Origin of the sequence: Streptomyces sp. GD-15H (genome assembly GCF_045291515.1) — a bacterium.
GTDB lineage: Bacteria > Actinomycetota > Actinomycetes > Streptomycetales > Streptomycetaceae > Streptomyces.
In genome coordinates this window covers 2,310,502-2,328,942 of record NZ_CP149447.1, presented here as the reverse complement: position 1 = coordinate 2,328,942, position 18,441 = coordinate 2,310,502, and the positions used below count along the sequence as shown (strand labels likewise).

Sequence of the window (18,441 nt, the reverse complement as noted above, 5' to 3'; positions counted from 1 at the left end):
GAAATGTGGGGCGATCGTGCGTTCAGTTGCGCTTTGTTCACTCAGTGTTTGACATTCGACTCCTGGCGTTGGTCGCCCGTAGGGAGAAGCGAAGAATTCCATCTGTTAGGTTTTGGGCACTCGCGCTGATTCAACGGAGGTGCGGTATGTCCAATCCCTTTGAAGAGGCCGATGGCATCTATCGGGTCCTACGCAACCACGAAGAGCAGTACTCTCTGTGGCCCGGCACTCTCGACGTGCCGCCGGGGTGGGATGTGGCGCTGAAAGCTGCAAACCGTCAGAGGTGCCTCGAATTCATCGAGGAACACTGGACCGACATGCGTCCAGTAAGTCTCCGTGAGGCAATGACGTCGCCTTCCACCGTCCGGCATGCCGAAAGTGGATCCTCGTAAAACCCTCCTGGCTCCCCTCACGCTCGATCCTGTCCGAACAGTTGCTTGTTTACGATGGAGTACGACGCATGCGCTCTCATATACTTGGCCGCATAGAGCTCGACCAAGAGCGCCTGAAGAAGGACCTCGAATACCTCGCCGTAGTTCCCACCGTGGAAGAGGAATACGACGAGTTCAGCAATGGGTTCTGGAAGAACATTCCGTTGTACAACGCCAGCGGCGGCAGCGAGGACCGGCTCTACCGAGACCTCCAAGACGCACCCGCGCAGCCCACCCAGCACGCGGAGCAGGTTCCCTACCTGAACGAGCTCGTCACCACGGTTTTCAACCAGGACCGGGTCCAGATGGCGCGCACCCGCAACCTGAAGAACGCCATCGTCATTCCGCACCGGGACTTCGTCGAGCTCGACCGTGAACTCGACCGGTACTTCCGCACCTTCATGATCCTTGAGGAAAGCCCGCTGGCCTTCCACGCGGACGAAGACACGGTCGTCCGCATGCGGCCCGGCGAGATCTGGTTCCTGGACGCCGCGGCCGTTCACTCCGCCGTCAACTTCACCGACCTCAGCCGGCAGGCGCTCTGTGTCGACCTCGCCTTCGACGGCTCCTTCGACGAGAAGGAGGCGTTTGCCGACGGATCCGTCTACGCCCCCGGCGCCACCCCGGACATCCCGCATCGCAAGCCGTTCACCCAGGAGCGTGTAGAGAAGATTCTCTCGCTGGCCGGCGTCATAGAGCGGGAGAACTTCAGGGACATCCTCTTCCTGCTCTCCAAGGTGCACTTCACCTACGACGTGCACCCCAGCGAGACCTACGAATGGCTCGTCGCCATCTCCAAGCGGGCCGGCGACGAAAAGATGGTGGAGAAGGCCGAGCGGATCAGGGACTTCGCCATCGGTGCCCGCGAACTGGGCGAGCGCTTCTCGCTCACCACCTGGTAGCGCAGAATACTCTCCCGCGATGTGCGGCGGCAGGAAGAAAGATCTGGGGAGAAAGTGATCGAGGAGATACTTCCGCTGGAAGTGGCCTCCGCGGAAGCATTCGACGACGACCGCGGCAGCCATCTCTTTGCCGAGGAGCAGGCGGCTATTTCCGGTGCTGTACCGGCACGCCGCCGGGAATTCACCACGGTGCGTCACTGTGCCCGAGCCGCGCTCGGCGACCTCGGTATCCCTCCTTTTCCCCTGCCGCCGGGCACACAGCGCGCTCCACGCTGGCCCGCCGGAGTCGTGGGCAGCATGACGCACTGCGTCGGCTATCGCGCCGCAGCCGTCGCCCGGACGAGTCGCGTGCATTCCGTGGGCATCGACGCCGAGCGAGACGAGCCGCTCCCGGAGGGCGTGCTCGATTTGATCGGACTGCCCGAGGAACGCGCCATGATCGGCCGGCTCGGCGTGCAAAGGTCCGCTCCTCCCTGGGACCGATTGCTGTTCAGCTGCAAGGAGGCCGTGTACAAGGCCTCCTTTCCGCTCGCCCGGCGAATGCTGGGATTCGACGCGGTGCGGGTCGACATCGAAACCGGGGGCCGGTTCCGGGCACGGTTCCTGGTTCCCCCACCGGTGGCCGCGGGCAGGGCGGTTCCCCGGTTGACGGGCCGGTGGATGCACCGCGACGGGCTCCTCCTGACCGCCGTCGCCCTGTGCTGAGCCCACCGGCCCAGGTCCCGCAGGGGCGTGGGGACTTCCGTATTCCGGTTTCCCTCCGCCTCGCACCACGGTCTGCCGGAAACGGCATTCCGACGCCCCGCTTGTGCACCTCCGGCTGTTTTCCGACGGCTGGGCCCCGCCGGGAAGGCCCACCGGCCTGACGCTCCTTCTGGGACGGACACCGATGATTGAAACGACCACATTCACCGAATCCTTCACCGTCACCGCCGACAACCCGCTGCTGCACGGCCACGTCGTGTACGGGCGCAGCCTCATGCCCGGCGTCGGTTACGTGGATCTGGTCCTCCAAGTCCTGGCCCGGCACGGCCATTCCATGCCGGACGTGGAGTTGCGCAATCTCACGATCCTCGCCCCGCTCGTCGCCGGGCCCGAGGAACACGTCCTGACCACCGTCGAGGGACGTCCCGCGACCGGCGGCGGCTGTCGCATCGAGGTGCGCAGCCGCCGTTCCGAGGACACCACCGAGGTGGTCCACGCCGTCGCGACCGCGCACCGCCGGCCCCGCGCCAGCTTCACCGAGCGGCTTCAGGTGCCCGTCGAGGGGGCCGCCCGGCGCACCACCATGGACGAGATCTACACCTGGTGCCGCGAGTACGACCTCTTCCACTCCGGCCTGATGAAGATCGGGGAGTGGTACACCACCGCACCGGTGACTGGGTCGCCGAACTCGAACTCGCCCCCGAGCACCAGGGCTCCGCGGCCGGGTTCCTCTTCCACCCGGCACTCTTCGAGGCCGGGCTCCTCGGCGGTGGCGTCGGCCTCGGCATGCTGCACAGCGACAACGACGGTCCTGGCCTGTACCTGCCGCTGATGTTCGAGCGGTTCCGTGCCGCCGGGCCGCTCGGCGGGCGCTGCTACGTCCGCGTCCCCGCCGACTCCGTTCGCCGGGACGAAGAACTCATCCGCCTGGTAGTGGAGTTCTACGACGCCCAGGGCGCGAAGGTGGCCGAGGTCGGCCAGTTCGTCGCCAAGCGCATCCGGGCCGCGGCAGCCCTCGACGTGCGGGGCGGGACGCCCACGCCGGCCGAGCCGCGCCCTGCCGGCGGCCGGTCGGGGGACCTGGTCGACGTGGTGCGGTCTCTGGTGGCCGCTCGGCTGGAGGTGGCTGCCGATCGGGTCGACGTGGGTTCCGGTTACTACGAGTTGGGGCTGGCGTCCGCCGACCTGCTGTCGTTGGTCGCGGATCTGGAGGAGCGGCTGTCGGTGGAGTTGTCGCCGACGGTGATGTTCGAGTACCGGACGATCGCGGAGCTGGCGGCGTGGCTGGAGCCCCAGGTTCCCGCTCAGGTCCTGGCGACGGCGACCGCGCCGACGGCTCCCGTCCCGCCGGCGAGCGTCCCTCCCTCCGCTCCGGCCGCCGGCAGCGTCCCTGTCCCCGCCGTACCGTCCTCCGCCGTACGGGGCGACGACCCGCTCGCCGGCCTCCGCGCCGACCTCACCAACGAAGTGGCCGCCTTCCTCGGTGTCGCCGTCGCCGATGTGCACGCCGACGCCGAGCTGGCCGAGTTCGGGCTGGACGTAAACGGCCTCGCCCGCCTGGCCGACCGTGTCGGCGCGCGCCTGGGGCTGACGATCGCGCCGGGAGTCTTCCGCGAGCACCGCACCCTGAACGCCCTGGCGGGGTACCTCTCGCGCGAGCACCGCGCCCTGTCGACGGCGGTACCGGCACCGCGGTCGCACCCTCTGCTCCCCCGACCGTCACCGGCGACGGCGACGGCGTGATGTACGAGACCCGCTTCAGCGGCGACGAACCCTTTCTGCGCGACCACCGGGTTCACAGCGACCGCATCCTGCCCGGAGTCGCCCACCTGGAGATGGCACGGGTGGCGGTCGCGCGGGCGCTGGGCCGGGGCGACGCCGCGTCCGTCCGGCTCACGGACGTGGTGTGGCTGCGGCCCGCGGCCTGCGGCCCCGACGGGCTCACCCTGCGGGTGCGGGTGCGGACCTCCGCGCCGGGCGGCTGCGCCTACGAGATCGACAGCGTCGACGACCGTGGTGAGGCAACCCCGTGCAGCAAGGGCCGCGCGGCCCTCCATGAGGACGGCGCCCCTCGCCCGCTCCTCCTCGACGAACTGCGCGCCGCCTGTGCCGACACCGCGTACGCCGCCGGGCGCCTGTACGGCCTGTTCGACAGCATGGGCATGGTCTACGGCCCCTCCCAGCGGTCCGTGACCGGACTGCGCACCGGCACCGACGCCGAGGGCCGCCCCCAGGTCCTGGCCGAGCTGCGGCTGCCCGCCGAGGCCGAACCGCCGGGCCCCGGCCAGCTGATGCACCCGAGCATCCTCGACGGCGCTCTCCAGGCCACGATCGGCCTGTGGGCGGCTCAGGCCGCCGACGGCCGCTCCGCCCCTCTCGCCCTGCCGTACGCCCTCGACCGTGTCGAGGCCGTGACCGCCACCCCGGCCACGGCGTACGCCTGGATCCGGCACCAGCCCGGCTCCACCACCGACAGCACCACGGCCCGCCTCGACATCAGCGTCCTCGACGAGCACGGCCGGGTGTGTGCGGAGCTGTCCGGCCTGTCCACCCGCCTCCTGCGGGACCCCGCCCCGCAAGAGGCGGCCGTGACCGAGCCGGACCCCGCGCGCACCGGCGACATCGCGATCATCGGTGTCGGCGGCCGCTACCCGCAGGCCGCCGACCTGGACGAGTTCTGGCAGAACCTGCGCTCGGGCCGCGACTGCGTCCGCGAGATCCCGGCCGACCGCTGGAGCAGCCGCCGCTACGCCGAGAGCGGTGCCGGCACCTGGGGCGGGTTCCTGGACGACATCGACCGGTTCGACCCGCTCTTCTTCCAGATATCCCTGCTCGAGGCGGACCACCTCGACCCGCAGGAGCGTCTGTTCCTCCAGTGCGCGCACCACACCCTGGAGGACGCCGGCTACACCGCCGACCGCCTGTCGAACGACGCCAAGGTCGGTGTGTTCGTCGGCGTGATGTACCAGGAGTACCAGCTCCTCGGCGCCCAGGCGCAGGAGCGCGGGAGCCTTGACGCCCTGTGGGGCAGCGCCTCCACGGTCGCCAACCGGGTGTCGTACTTCTACGACTTCCACGGCCCGAGTCTGGCCGTGGACACCATGTGCTCCTCCTCGCTGACCGCGATCCACCTGGCCTGCGAGGCCATCCGCAGCGGTCAGTGCGACACCGCGCTCGCGGGCGGCGTCAACCTCACCCCGCACCCCAACAAGTACCTCGTGCTGGGCCAGCGCAACTTCCTCTCCAGCGACGGCCGCTGCCGCAGCTTCGGTGAGGGCGGCGACGGCTACGTGCCCGGCGAGGGCGTCGGCGCCGTCCTGCTCAAGCCGCTGGAGCGGGCCATCGCCGACGGGGACCAGATCCACGGCGTGATCAAGGGCACCGCCGTCAACCACGGCGGCCGCACCTCCGGGTACTCCGTGCCCACCCCGGTCGCGCAGGGCGAGGTCATCGCCGACGCCCTCGCCGCTGCCGGCGTCGAGCCGCGCGCCCTCGGCTACCTGGAGGCGCACGGCACCGGCACCTCCCTCGGCGACCCCATCGAGGTCTCCGGTCTGGAGCGCGCCTTCCGCCGCGCGGGCGGCGCCCCCGAGAGGCTCGCCATCGGTTCGGTGAAGTCCAACATCGGGCACTGCGAGAGCGCCGCCGGCATCGCCGGAGTCACCAAGGTGCTGCTGCAACTGCGGCACGGGGAGCTCGTGCCGAGCCTGCACTCCGCCGCGCTCAACCCGCACATCGACTTCGACCGCACCCCCCTGCGGGTGCAGCGCACCCTGGAGCCGTGGCACCGCCCGGTCCTGGACACCGCCGACGGCGGACCACGTACCCTGCCCCGCACCGCCGGCGTCTCCAGTTTCGGCGGCGGCGGCTCCAACGCCCACGTCGTCATCGCCGAGTACCGGGCGCCGGCCCGTCCCGAGGCCGCCCCTGCCGGCCCCGCCCTGCTCGTGCTGTCGGCCAGGACCGAGACCCAGCTCGTCGAGCAGGCCCGCCGACTGCACGCCCGGCTCGGCGAGCTGACCGACGCCGACCTCGCGGCTGTCGCCTGGACCCTGCAGACCGGGCGCATGGCCCTGGAACAGCGGTTCGGCTTCGTCGCGAACTCGCTGACCGAAGCCCGGGAACGGCTGGCCGCCTTCGCCGCCGCCCCCGCAACGTCCGGCCCCTGGGTCCGGGGCACCGCCCGCCCGAACCGGCCGGGGAACGAGGAAGCCGTCCGCACCGCCCTGTCCGCCTGGCGCGAGCAGGAGAGGCACGAGACGCTGCTGGCGCTGTGGGCCGACGGCGCCGACGTGACGTGGGAACTCGCCCGCCGCGACGGCGCCGCCCCCCACCGGATCAGCCTGCCCGGCTATCCCTTCGCCCGCGAGCGCTGCTGGTTCGACATCGACACCGAAGGCGCGCCGCACCGGTCCACCGGTGATGACGGGCACGACGTCGTGCTGCTGCGACCCCGCTGGACCGCCTGTGACGTCGGGGCCGCCGCGCCCCGGGAGGCGTTCGCCGAGCGACACCTCGCCGTGCTCGGCCGGATCGACGCCGCAGGCCGTGAGGCCCTGCTGGCCGCACTGCCCGCCGGCACGCACTGCACCGTCGTCGAACCCGCCGACGGTCCCCTGGACCGCCGCTTCACCGACGCGGCGCGCCGTGTGTTCGGTCTGACCCGTGACCTCCTGCTGCGAGGCGTCCGGCGGCCCACCCTGTTGCAGGTCGCCGTCGTCGGCAGCCCCGACGACGAGACCGCCTGCCTCGGTGGCCTGGCCGGGCTGCTGCGCACCGCACACCTGGAGAACCCACGGCTGCACACCCAGTACGTGGAGTGCCTGGACGGCGCCCCGCCCGCCACCGTCGCCGCGCGTCTGGTGGCCGAGGCGGCCACCGCCTTGGAACCGGAGGTGCGCCACCGCGACGGCCGCCGACTGGTCCGCCGCCCCACCGAGGCCCCGCTGCGGTCCGCGCCCACCCCCTGGCGGGCGGACGGCGTCTACCTCGTCACCGGCGGCGTCGGCGGACTCGGCCTCGTCGTGGCGCGGGACATCGCCGCCGCGACCGGTGACGCCACCGTGATCCTCACCGGGCGCTCCCCGCTGACCGACGAGCAGCGGGCCGCCCTGGACGCCCTGCGCGCCGCAGGGCTGACCGTCGACCACCAGCTTGCCGACGTCACCGACCGCGAGGCCCTCGCCCGCCTGCTGGCCCACATCTCCGCCGAGCACGGACCGCTGACCGGCGTCCTGCACTCCGCGGGAGTCGTCCACGACAACTTCGTCGTCCGCAAGAACGCCGAGGAGTTCGAGCGGGTCCTCGCCCCCAAGGTTGCCGGGCTGGTCCACCTCGACGAGCTGACCCGCGAGCAGCCGCTGGAGCTGTTCGTGTGCTTCTCCTCGATCGCCGGAGCCTTCGGCAACCCCGGCCAGTGCGACTACGCCGCCGCCAACGCCTTCATGGACGCCTACGCCGCGCACCGCGACCGGCTCGTCGGCGCCGGACTGCGCAGCGGCCGCACGGTGTCCGTCGGCTGGCCGCTGTGGGACGAGGGCGGCATGGGAGCCGAGGACTCGGTCCGCCGGCAGCTGCGTGCCACGGGACTCGCCCCGCTCGACACCGTACGCGGCCTGGAGGCACTGCGGTTCGCCCTGGCCGACGAGGGCGTACGCGAGGACGCCGGACTGCTGGTCGTCGCGGGCGACCGCACGGAACTGCTGGCCAGACTGACGGACAGCACCCCGCCGACCCCGGCGACCGCCGCCCGCACGGCGACCGTCCCCGCGCCCGCGCCCGCGCCCCCGCCGGCACGGCCGTACCGGGCCTCGAAGAGCGTGCCGTGGCCCACCTGCGGCGGGTGCTGGCCTCGACCCTGAAACTCGGGCCCGAACGGCTGGACCCCGACACACCGCTGGAGCGGTACGGCATGGACTCCGTGCTCGCGGTGACCATGCTCCAGCCGCTGGAGGAGACCTTCGGCCCGCTGTCGCGGACGCTGCTGTTCGAAGTGCAGACCGTGCGCGGCCTCGCCCGGAACCTCGCCGCCGACCACCCGCAGGCCCTGCGCGCCCTGGTCGGCGAGCCCGACCCGGCACCGGTCACGGCCGCCGGCGCCGAGGCCACCGCGCCCCGCGCCGCGCAGACCCCCGCCCCGGCCGGGCGCGACACCGAGTACGGCCCGCGTGACGTCGCCGTCATCGGGCTCAGCGGCCGCTACCCGCACGCCGACGATCCGGAACAGTTCTGGGCGGCGTTGCGCGAGGGCCGGGACTGCGTCACGGAGGTGCCGGCCGACCGCTGGGACACCGGCGGCCGGGCCCAGTGGGGGGCGTTCCTCGACGGCATCGACCGCTTCGACCCGCTGCACTTCGGAATCGCGCCGCGCGAGGCTGCCGCCATGGACCCGCAGCAGCGGCTGTTCCTGGAGACGGTGTGGCACCTGCTGGAGCAGGGGGGCGTCACCCAGGAGGTCGTCGAGCGGCAGTACCGCCGGCGCGTCGGCGTCTACGTCGGTGCCGCCTACCAGATGTACCGGGCGGACCGGGACGACGACCCGACCCTCGCGGCGCTCACCTCCTCCGCCTCGTACAACCTCATCGCCAACCGCGTCTCGCACTTCTTCGGTCTGGAGGGGCCGAGCCTGGCGGTGGACAGCATGTGCACGTCCTCCGCGATGGCCCTGCACCTCGCCTGCGCCGACCTGGAGCGCGGCGAGTGCGAGCTGGCGGTCGCCGGCGGTGTCAACCTGACCGTCCACCCGGACAAGTACGTGGCGCTCGGCGAGATGCAGTTGCTCGGTACGCACCCCGGCGCGCGCAGCTTCCGCGACGGCGACGGTTATCTGCCCGCCGAGGTGGTCGGCGCCGTTCTGCTCAAGCCGCTGGACGCCGCCCTGCGCGACGGAGACACCGTGCACGCGGTCATCAGGAGCACGGCCTCCCTGCACGGCGGCCGCTCCAACGGCTTCATGACGCCCAGCCACCGCACCCAGGTCGCCACCATGCGCCGCGCCCTGGAGCGGGCCGGCACCGCACCTGCCGACATCGGCTGCGTCGAGGCCGCCGCCAACGGCACCGCCTTCTCCGACGAGGTCGAACTGCGCGCCCTGCGCGAGGTGTTCGCCGACGTCGCCGACAACGTGCCGGTGGGCACCGTGAAGTCCAACCTCGGCCACCCCGAGGCGGCCTCCGGCATCGCCCAGCTCACCAAGGTCGTGCTGCAGCTGCGGCACGGCCAGGTCGCCCCCCTGGTCGCCGCCGGAGACCCCAACCCGCGTCTGGACCTGGAGGGTTCGGCGCTCCGGCTGGTCGACGAGCTGACCGAGTGGGAGCCGCGCGGCAGCGCGCCCCGCCGCGCCCTCATCAACTCCTTCGCGGCCGGCGGCAGTCACGTCAGTCTGGTCGTCGAGGCGCCCCCCGCCACCGCGCGCACGGCCCCGGCCGACCCGGGACCGCAGGTCGTCCTGCTCTCCGCCCGCACCCCCGAGCTGCTGCGCACGGCGGTGGGCCGCCTGCACGACTTCCTCGGCCGCGACGGCACGGAGAGCCTCGCCGACATCTCCTACACCTCGCAGCTGGGCCGGGAGCCCCAGCCCGAACGGCTCGCCGTGGTCGCCGCCGACCGTGACCAGCTCCGCGACGCCCTCGCCGCCCAGCTCACCGACGACCCCGCCGCGACGGCCGTTCGGGCGAGCGTGCACCGCGGCAACGCCGAGGAGGACGCCGGCCCGGTGACCGCGGTCCTGACCGGCGCCCGCGGCGAGGCGTTCCTCGCCGGCCTGGTCCAGGACCGGGCCCTGGAACAGCTCGCCGAACTGTGGGCGCATGGTGTCCGGGTGCCGTGGGCCGGTCTGCACGACGGGCCGCGCCCCATGGTGTCGCTGCCGCCGACCGCCTTCGAGACCGGCCGTCACTGGGTCGGCCGCACATCCCGGCCGCCCGCCGGGAACCAGCGGCCGGCGGCGGCGCCGCCCGCCCCGGACGCGTCCACCGACACCACCCGGACGATGACACTGGCCTGGGCCAACGTCCTGGGCGTCGATGCCGCGCGGCTGGACGATCGCAGCGACTTCTTCTCGCTGGGCGGCAACTCGCTGCTGGCCACCCGCCTGATCAACCGGCTGAAGGAGCAGGTGGGCGTGGAGCTCCCGGTGGAGGCGGTCTTCTCCGCACCCCGGCTGGCCGACATGGCGCGGGAACTCGGGCAGTACGCCCCCGGCACGGGGCCCGCCGGCACGCTCGACGTGGACCTGATCCTCGAAAGCATCGCCCTCGTCGAGCGCATGAGCGACGACGAGCTGGACGCCCTGGAAACCGAGAGCTGAGGCAGAGGAGTTGACGATGGGAACCACCAGCCAGGACACCGGACCGGACCTCGTCCAAAGGATCCGCTGCCTGCCCGCCAAGCGGCGGCGCGCGCTGATCGCACTGCTGCGCGAGCAGGGCGTCGACCTGTCCGCATTGCAGGCCGTTCCGCGCCTGCCGCGTGACACGGGCGAACCGCTGCCCCTGTCGTTCACGCAGCAACGCCTCTGGTTCCTGGACCAGTTGGGTGGTACAGGGGCCGCGTACAACATTCCGGCGGCGATGCGGCTGAGCGGCCGGCTCGACCGGCCCGCGCTGCTGCGGGCCCTGGCGGCGGTGGTCCAGCGGCACGAGGTGCTGCGCACCCGGTTCGCCGAGCACGAGGGCGTACCGCACCAGATCGTCGGCGACGGCGCGGACTTCCACGTCGTGGAGGAGGAACTGGCCGATCCGGCACGGCTGCCCGGGATCTGTCGCGAGGAGGCCGCCGCCCCGTTCGACCTCGCGCGCGGCCCGCTCATCCGGGCGCGGCTGCTGCGGCGGACCGACCAGGAGCACTACCTGCTCGTCACGACCCACCACAGCGTGTGCGACGGCTGGTCGGTCGGCGTCTTCTACCGCGATCTGGTCGCCACTTACGAGGCGTTCTGCGCGGGGCGGCCCGTTCCGCTCGAGCCGCTGCCCGTGCAGTACGCCGACTACGCGCACTGGCAGCGGCAGTGGCTCGCGGACGAGGTGCAGGAGCGGCAGACCGCCTACTGGAAGCGCCAGTTGGCGGGAGTCGACCCCCGGCTCACCCTGCCTGTCGACCGGGAACGTCCGCGCGTGAAGACGTACGCGGGAGCCAGCGAGACCTTCCAGTGCCCCGCCGATCTGCTCGGCGCGCTGCGTGACGTGGCCAAGTTCCACGACGTCACCCTCTACATGACCCTGCTGGCGGCCTACTCGGTCGTCCTGAACCGCTACACGCACGAGACCGACATCGCCGTCGGCACCGTCGTCGCCGGACGCAACCGGCGCGAGGCGGAGGACCTGATCGGCTTCTTCGCCAACACCCTGGTGATGCGCACCGACCTGTCCGGCGACCCGGCCTTCCCGGAACTGCTCACCCGGGTGAGGAAGACCGCGCTGGAGGCGTACGACCACCAGGACGTGCCGTTCGAGGCGGTCGTGGACGCCCTGGACACCGAGCGCAGCCTCAGCCACTCGCCGGTGTTCCAGACCCTGTTCGTCCTCCAGGAGGCACAGACCCGGCGCACCACCTCCCTCGGTGACCTCGACGTCACCCCGGTCGACATCGAGCTCAGCTTCACCAAGTTCGACCTCACCGTCGACCTGCGGGAGACCCCGGACGGTCTGGTCGGCACCGTCGAGTACAACACCGACCTGTACGACCGGGCGACCGTGCGCCGCTTCGTCGGCCACTACACACGGCTGCTGCGGGCCGTCGCGGCGGACCCGGCCCTGCCCGTCTCCCGGCTGACCATGGTGGACGCCGAGGAGCGCCGCCAGGTCGTCGAGGTGTGGAACGACACCGAGCGGCCGTACTCCGCCGACCGCTGCCTGCACCAGCTGTTCGAGGACGAGGTGGCCCGCCACCCGGACCGCACCGCCCTCGTCGACGCCGACCGCTCCTGGACGTACGCCGAACTCAACGCCTGGGCCAACCGGATCGCCCACGGTCTGCGCCGTCACGGGATCGGGCCGGACAGTCTCGTCGGCCTGCACGCGCACCGCTCCGCCGAGATGGTCGCCGGCATCCTCGGCTCATTGAAGGCCGGCGGCGCCTACCTGCCCATCGAACCGACCCACCCCGCCGCCCGCCGCACCGAACTCGTCGAGACCACCGGCGTCCAGGTGGTCCTCACCCAGCCGGACCTGGACACCGAGCCCCTGAGCGACGCCGCCCACCTGCTCCGCCTGCACCCCGACGGCACGCTGCGCGACGGCACCGGGCAGGACGTCACCGGCGGGCGCGAGGACAACCCGTCCGCCGCCGAACTCGGCCTGACCAGCGACCACCTGGCGTACGTCATCCACACGTCCGGCTCCACCGGCCGCCCCAAGGGCGTCATGGTCGAGCACCGGGCGGCGGTCAACCGCATCGAGTGGATGCAGAACGAGTACCGCCTCACCGAGGACGACGTCGTCCTGCAGAAGACCCCCTACAGCTTCGACGTGTCGGTGTGGGAGTTCTTCTGGCCCCTGCTCTTCGGCGCCCGTCTCGCCGTCGCCGAGCCCGGCGCCCACCGCGACCCCGCCGCCCTGATCTCCGCCGTCCGCCGATTCGGCGTGACGACTCTGCACTTCGTTCCCTCCATGCTGCGCACCCTCGTCGAGGAGCCCGGCTGGACCGACTGCACCAGCGTCCGGCAGGTCTTCTGCAGCGGCGAGGCCCTGCCCCCGGACCTGTGCGCCCGCCACCACGAGCGCCACCCGGCACCCCTGCACAACCTCTACGGCCCCACCGAGGCCGCCGTCGACGTCAGCCACTGGACCTGCCCCGCCGGGCCCGCCCCGCGCACGGTGCCCATCGGCCGCCCCATCCAGAACATCCAGCTGTACGTCCTCAACGAGGCCCGCGAGCCCCAGGGCGTCGGCTGCGTCGGCGAGCTGTACATCGCCGGCGCTGGCCTCGCCCGTGGCTATCTGCACCAGCCGGAACTGACCCGCGAACGGTTCGTGCCCAACCCCTTCGCGGGGCCCGCTGCCCGCATGTACCGCACCGGCGACCTGGTGCGGTGGCTGCCCGACGGCACCCTGGACTTCCTCGGCCGCGTCGACGACCAGGTCAAGCTGCGCGGCTTCCGCATCGAGCTGGGCGAGATCGAGCACCGCCTGGCCGAACACCCTGCCGTCCGCGCCTGCGCGGTCGTCATCCGCGAGGACCAGCCGGGCAACCCCCGACTGATCGCCTACACCGTCCTCGACCCCGCACACCCCTGTGACGACCACCGCGCCGAGCTGACCCGGCACCTCGAGGGCGCCCTGCCCGAGTACATGGTGCCCAGCGCCTTCGTCGCCCTGGACACCCTGCCCGTCACGGCCCACGGAAAGCTCGACCGCAGGGCCCTGCCCGCGCCCGGCATCGACGCCTTCGCCCAGAGCGCCTACGTCGCCCCCGCGACCGGCACCGAACGGCTGCTGGCCCAGGTGTGGGCCGAACTGATGGGGTTCGACGCCGCACAGGTCAGCGCCGACGACAACTTCTTCGCCCTCGGCGGCCACTCCCTGATGATCACCGTGCTGGTGGCCCGGCTCAAGGAGCACGGCCTGAACGTCACCGTGCAGGACGTCTTCGCCGAGACCAGCCTCGCCGCCCTCGCCGCCCGGATCGACGACGCCCCCGCGGCTCCCGCACAGAACGCCCCGCCCAACCTGATCCCGGACGACTGCACACGGCTCACCCCCGGGATGCTGCCCCTGATCGACCTCACCCAGGAGCAGATCGACACGATCACGGCCGCCGTGCCCGGCGGCGCGCCCCAGGTGCAGGACGTCTACCCCCTGCTGTCGACGCAGGAGGGCATCCTCTTCCACCACCTGATGGACCCGGACCACGACCCCTACCTCGTCTCCACCCTCTACGTGGCCGACGACGAAGCGGCGTGCGAAAGGTTCGTCGACGCCCTGCAGGCGATCGCCGACCGGCACGACGTGATGCGCACCGCCGTCCTCACCACGGGACTGCCCGAGCCCGTGCAGGTCGTGCACCGCTCCGCCCGGGTGCCGGTGCGCCGCGTCCACCTGGACGCCGACGGGGACGCCGAAGCGCAGGCGCGTGCCCTGCTGACCGGCCCCGAGCGCATGCGCCTCGACACGGCTCCGCTGCTGCGCCTGACCGTCGCCGAGGACCCGCGCTCCGAACGCCGGTACCTCCTGCTGACCGCCCACCACCTCATCGAGGACGCCACCTCGCTGCGGCTCACCCTCCACGAGCTCGCCCTGCACATGGCCGGACGCACCGACCTGCTGCCGCCCCCGCCGCCGTACCGCGACTTCGTTGCCCACACCCTGCACCAGCAGACCACCGGCGACGCGGAAAACTACTTCCGCACCGCCCTCGGCGACGTCATCGAGCCGACGTTCCCCTTCGGCCTGACCGACGTACACGGCGACGCCCGCCGGGTCACCCAACTGCGCCGCACCCTGCCCGCGGAACTCGCCCGGGACCTGCGCGCCCACGCCAAGCGGCTGCGGCTGAGCCCCGCCTGCCTCTTCCACGCGGCCTGGGCGCGGGTCGTGGCTGCCTGCAGCAACCGCGACGACGTGGTCTTCGGCTCCGTGCTGTCCGGGCGCCTCCAGGGCGTGCCCGGCGTGGAGCGGATGCTCGGCAACTTCATCAACACCCTTCCGCTGCGGGTGCGGCTGGACGGCCGCACGGTCCGCGAGCTGATCGACGAGGTCGACGTCGCCCTGCGCGACCTGGTGCTCCGCGAGCACACCCCGCTCGGCCTGGCCCAGCGGTGCAGCGGCCTGGACGGCGACGCCCCGCTGTTCAGCGCCGTCGCCAACTTCCGCCACTTCGAGCCCGGCCACGGTGAGGCCGCCGCCCTGCGCATCGACGACGCCGGCGTGCGGTTCGTCGCCGCCGCGGACGGCATCAACTACCCGGTGTCGGTGTCCGTCGACGACTTCGGCAGCGAACTCTCCCTCGACCTCCAGGTCGACGACTCGCTGTCCGCCGACGCCGTCGCCGACTACCTCCTGACCGCCCTCACCGGACTCGTCGACGCCCTCGCCGCCGACGACGGCACCGGCACCCGCGCCATGGACATCGACGTCCTGCCCGGCACCGAGCGGCGACGCCTGCTCACCGAGTGGAACGACACCACCACGCCGATGCCCGCGCCCACCCTCACGGCCGCCTTCGCCGCCCAGGCCGCGCGCACGCCCGACCTGACGGCGCTGGTGCACGAGGACCGGACCCTGACGTACGCGGAGTTCGACGCCCGGGCCAACCGGCTCGCGCACTGGCTCGTCGAGCAGGGCGCCGGCCCCGAGCGGATCATCGGCGTCGGCATGCCCCGCTCCTTCGACCTGCTCGTCGCGGTCTACGGCATTCTCAAGTCCGGCGCCGCCTATCTGCCGCTCGATCCCGACCTGCCCGACGAGCGCCGCGAGCAGATGGTCTCCGACGCCCGTCCGCTGCTCGTCCTCGACGAGCTGCCCGACACCTCCGGCCTGCCCGACACCGACCCCGGCGCCGAGGTGCTCGCCGACCACCCCGCGTACGTGCTGTACACCTCCGGCACCACCGGCCGACCCAAGGGCGTCGTCATCACCCACCGCGCCAGCATGAACTGGCTCGCCTGGGACCAGGGCGTCTACCGCGGGACGGAGGGCGACCGGGTCCTGTTCAAGACCTCCATCGGCTTCGACGTCTCCGTCAAGGAGCTGTTCTGGCCGCTCCAGGTCGGCGCGACGATCGTCATCGCCCGCCCCGGAGGCCAGAAGGACCCCGAGTACCTGGCCGCGGCGATCCGCGAACACGGCGTCACCGACGTCGACTTCGTGCCCTCCATGCTCGCCGAGTTCCTCTCCGAACCGTCCGCCGCCGCGTGTACCGGCCTGGTCCGTCTGGAGGCCACCGGCGAACCGCTCTCCGTGGAACTGGCCGAGCGGGTGACGCGTGCGCTGCCCGACACCCAGTTGTTCAACCTGTGCGGTCCCACCGAGGTGGGCGGCGCCCTCGGCCTGTACGCCCCGTACACGCCCGAGCCCGGCGCCACCCGGGTGCCCATCGGCGCACCCGTCTACAACACGCAGGCGTACGTCCTCGACGCCGCGCTGCGGCCGCTGCCCACCGGAGTCCCCGGCGAGCTCTACGTCGCCGGCGACCAGCTCGCCCGTGGCTTCCTCGGCCGGCCGGGACTGACCGCCGAGCGGTTCGTCGCCAACCCCTTCACGCCCGGCACCCGCATGTACCGCACCGGCGACCTGGTGCGGTGGCGGTCCGACGGACTGCTGGAGCACCTCGGCCGCGTCGACGACCAGGTCAAGATCCGCGGCTTCCGCGTCGAGCCGGGCGAGATCGAGAACGCCCTGCACGGACATCCCGCCGTGCACCGCGCCGTCGTCCTGCCGCACGGCACCGGCGCCGCCCGCGCCCTCGTCGCCTACGTCAGCCCCACCCAGCGCTGGCGCGAGGAGGTCGGCACCGGCGCACCGCTGGCCCGGCCGCTCAAGGAGCACCTGGCCGCGCGGCTGCCCGACTACATGGTGCCCACCGCGTTCGTCGTCCTCGACGAACTGCCCGTCAACCGCAACGGCAAGGTCGACCGCGGCGCCCTGCCCGCCCCGACCGAGGCCGACCTGGCCCGCGAGGAGTACCTCGCCCCGCACACGCCCACCCAGCGCGAGCTGTGCCGCATCGTGGCGGAGGTGCTCGGGGTCGCTCGTGTCGGCCTCCACGACTCCTTCTTCGACCTCGGCGGCCACTCGCTGCTCGCCACCCGGCTCTCGCTGCGCGTGAAGAAGGAGATGGGCGCGGACCTCCCGCTCCAGGTCATCTTCACCGCCTCCGGCATGGCAGAGATGGCCGCCGCGGTGGACGAGCTGCGGGGCAGGCAGGAGGAGACGGCGCAGGCCGGCCCGGTCGCCGTGCGGACCGGCGACACGGCACCGCTGTCCCTGCAGCAGCGGGATCTGTGGTTCCTCGACCGGCCCGAGCACCTGGCCGCCGCGCACGACAACGTCCAGCTCGCCTTCCGGCTCGACGGGCCCCTGGACCGCGACGCGTTCGTCCGCAGCGTGCGCGCCCTGGTGGAACGCCACGCGATCCTGCGCACCGGCTACCACCGCCACGCCGACGGCGCCCTCACCCAGCGCGTGCACGACGCCGCCGACTTCACGGTGACCGTCGCGCCCGCCCCGGACGACGAGGCAGGCCTCACCGCCTGGCTGCGTGCCGAACGGGCCCGCCCCTTCGCCCCCGAGGGCCCCTACGCGCTGCGCTCCCACCTGCTCACCCTGGCCGACGACCGGCACATCGCCGTCCTGACCCGCCCCTGGGGCGTCTTCGACGGGTGGTCGGTGAACATCGTCCTGACCGAACAGATGGCCCTGTACCGGGCGTTCGCCACGGGCGAGGAGCCGTCTCTCGCGCCGCTGCCCATGGACTACGCCGAATTCGCCCGCTGGCAGGGCACGGCCGTCACCCCGCAGGAGCTCGACCGGCAGCGCGCTCACTGGATGCGACGGCTCGAGGGCCTGCCCGAGCGCATGGCACTGCGCACCGACTACGAGCGGTGCCCGGTGAAGACGTACCAGGGCGCCTCGGTGGACCTGAGCGTCTCCGGTGAGGTGGCCGCCGCCCTGCGGCAGCTCGGCCATGACCGCGGCGCCACGCCCTACATGATCCTGCTGTCGGCGTTCGCCGCCCTGCTCGGCGGGCACTCCGACGACCACGACCTGGTCATCGGCTCCCCGGTCGCCAACCGGCCCAGGACCGAACTGCAAGACGTGGTGGGCTACTTCGTGAACATGCTGCCCATGCGCCTTGATGCGGACCCGCAGCGCGCCTTCACCGATCTGCTCTCCCAGGCCAGGGACATCACCAGCGAGGCCCACGCCCACAAGGACGTGCCGTGCGCGGACCTCGTCCGCAGCCTGGTGCCGCGCCGCGACCCCGCCCACTCGCCGCTGTTCCAGGTGACGTTCAACCTCCTGCCGACCTGGGACACGGCTCCCGGCGAGGAGCCGGACGCTCCGGCGGTGACGCAGGTGCCCGTCGACGCCGGCACGTCCCGGTACGACCTGAGCCTGGTGGTGCAGGAGACCGGCGAGGGGCTGGCCGGATACCTGGAGTACAGCACCGACCTGTTCTCCCCGGCCACCGCCCGGGACCTGGCCCGTGCGTACGAACATCTCCTCGCCCGGATCGCCGACCGGCCCGACGATTCGCTCGCCGCGCTGCGCGCCCCGGCGGAGGGGCCTGACGGGGACGAGGCGCCGGTCTCGTCCGACCCGTCCGACCGGCCCGCCAAGTCCCGGTCCAAGGGCGGCCGACGCCCCGGACGACGGAGGAGCGGACGATGAGCCACCCCCACGGGCGACAGCCGTCGCCGCGCCCCGCCCCGGCGCGGCCGACGGACGGACGCACCCACCCCGACA

General features: G+C 72.4%; 7 protein-coding genes and 1 pseudogene. All 8 read left to right on the top strand.

The genetic code is table 11. The features are described from left to right. The first annotated feature begins 146 nt into the window (after positions 1 to 146). The 8 genes and pseudogenes from WJ438_RS10920 (at position 147) to WJ438_RS10885 (ending at position 18,366) form a co-directional block, all read left to right on the top strand. Entirely contained in the window at positions 147 to 392 is a 246-nt protein-coding gene (locus WJ438_RS10920) for an MbtH family protein (protein WP_406725053.1), read from the top strand. Between the two features lie 68 nt (positions 393 to 460). Beyond that, positions 461 to 1,333 (top strand): aspartyl/asparaginyl beta-hydroxylase domain-containing protein, encoded by an 873-nt coding sequence (locus WJ438_RS10915; RefSeq protein WP_406725052.1) that lies wholly within the window; start codon positions 461 to 463, stop codon positions 1,331 to 1,333. Between the two features lie 54 nt (positions 1,334 to 1,387). Then, complete coding sequence (locus WJ438_RS10910; protein WP_406725051.1) at positions 1,388 to 2,038, top strand: 4'-phosphopantetheinyl transferase; 651 nt, start codon at positions 1,388 to 1,390, stop codon at positions 2,036 to 2,038. Positions 2,039 to 2,222: 184 nt separating this feature from the next. After that, positions 2,223 to 2,492, top strand: a pseudogene (locus WJ438_RS10905) (hypothetical protein); the annotation flags it as partial. Positions 2,493 to 2,689: 197 nt separating this feature from the next. Then, positions 2,690 to 3,781, top strand: coding sequence for a phosphopantetheine-binding protein (locus tag WJ438_RS10900; protein WP_406725050.1), 1,092 nt, complete (start codon positions 2,690 to 2,692; stop codon positions 3,779 to 3,781). Continuing rightward, positions 3,781 to 7,899, top strand: a complete 4,119-nt coding sequence (locus tag WJ438_RS10895; RefSeq protein ID WP_406729650.1) for an SDR family NAD(P)-dependent oxidoreductase — start codon at positions 3,781 to 3,783, stop codon at positions 7,897 to 7,899. The genes WJ438_RS10900 and WJ438_RS10895 overlap by 1 nt, the downstream gene beginning before the upstream one ends. Then, on the top strand, positions 7,863 to 10,346 hold the full coding sequence (locus tag WJ438_RS10890; protein ID WP_406725049.1) for a beta-ketoacyl synthase N-terminal-like domain-containing protein: 2,484 nt from the start codon (positions 7,863 to 7,865) through the stop codon (positions 10,344 to 10,346). Before WJ438_RS10895 ends, WJ438_RS10890 begins: the two co-directional genes overlap by 37 nt. A gap of 16 nt (positions 10,347 to 10,362) precedes the next feature. Then, the gene (locus tag WJ438_RS10885) at positions 10,363 to 18,366 is read left to right on the top strand and encodes an amino acid adenylation domain-containing protein (protein ID WP_406725048.1); all 8,004 of its coding nucleotides are present in this window, start codon (positions 10,363 to 10,365) and stop codon (positions 18,364 to 18,366) included. Positions 18,367 to 18,441: the final 75 nt, after the last annotated feature.

What these genes read in the sequence shown, in the direction of transcription:
- WJ438_RS10920 (WP_406725053.1), top strand. Translation starts at nt 147, where the DNA reads ATGTCCAATCCCTTTGAAGAGGCCGATGGCATCTATCGGGTCCTACGC.
- WJ438_RS10915 (WP_406725052.1), top strand. Translation starts at nt 461, where the DNA reads ATGCGCTCTCATATACTTGGCCGCATAGAGCTCGACCAAGAGCGCCTG.
- WJ438_RS10895 (WP_406729650.1), top strand. Translation starts at nt 3,781, where the DNA reads ATGTACGAGACCCGCTTCAGCGGCGACGAACCCTTTCTGCGCGACCAC.
- WJ438_RS10885 (WP_406725048.1), top strand. Translation starts at nt 10,363, where the DNA reads ATGGGAACCACCAGCCAGGACACCGGACCGGACCTCGTCCAAAGGATC.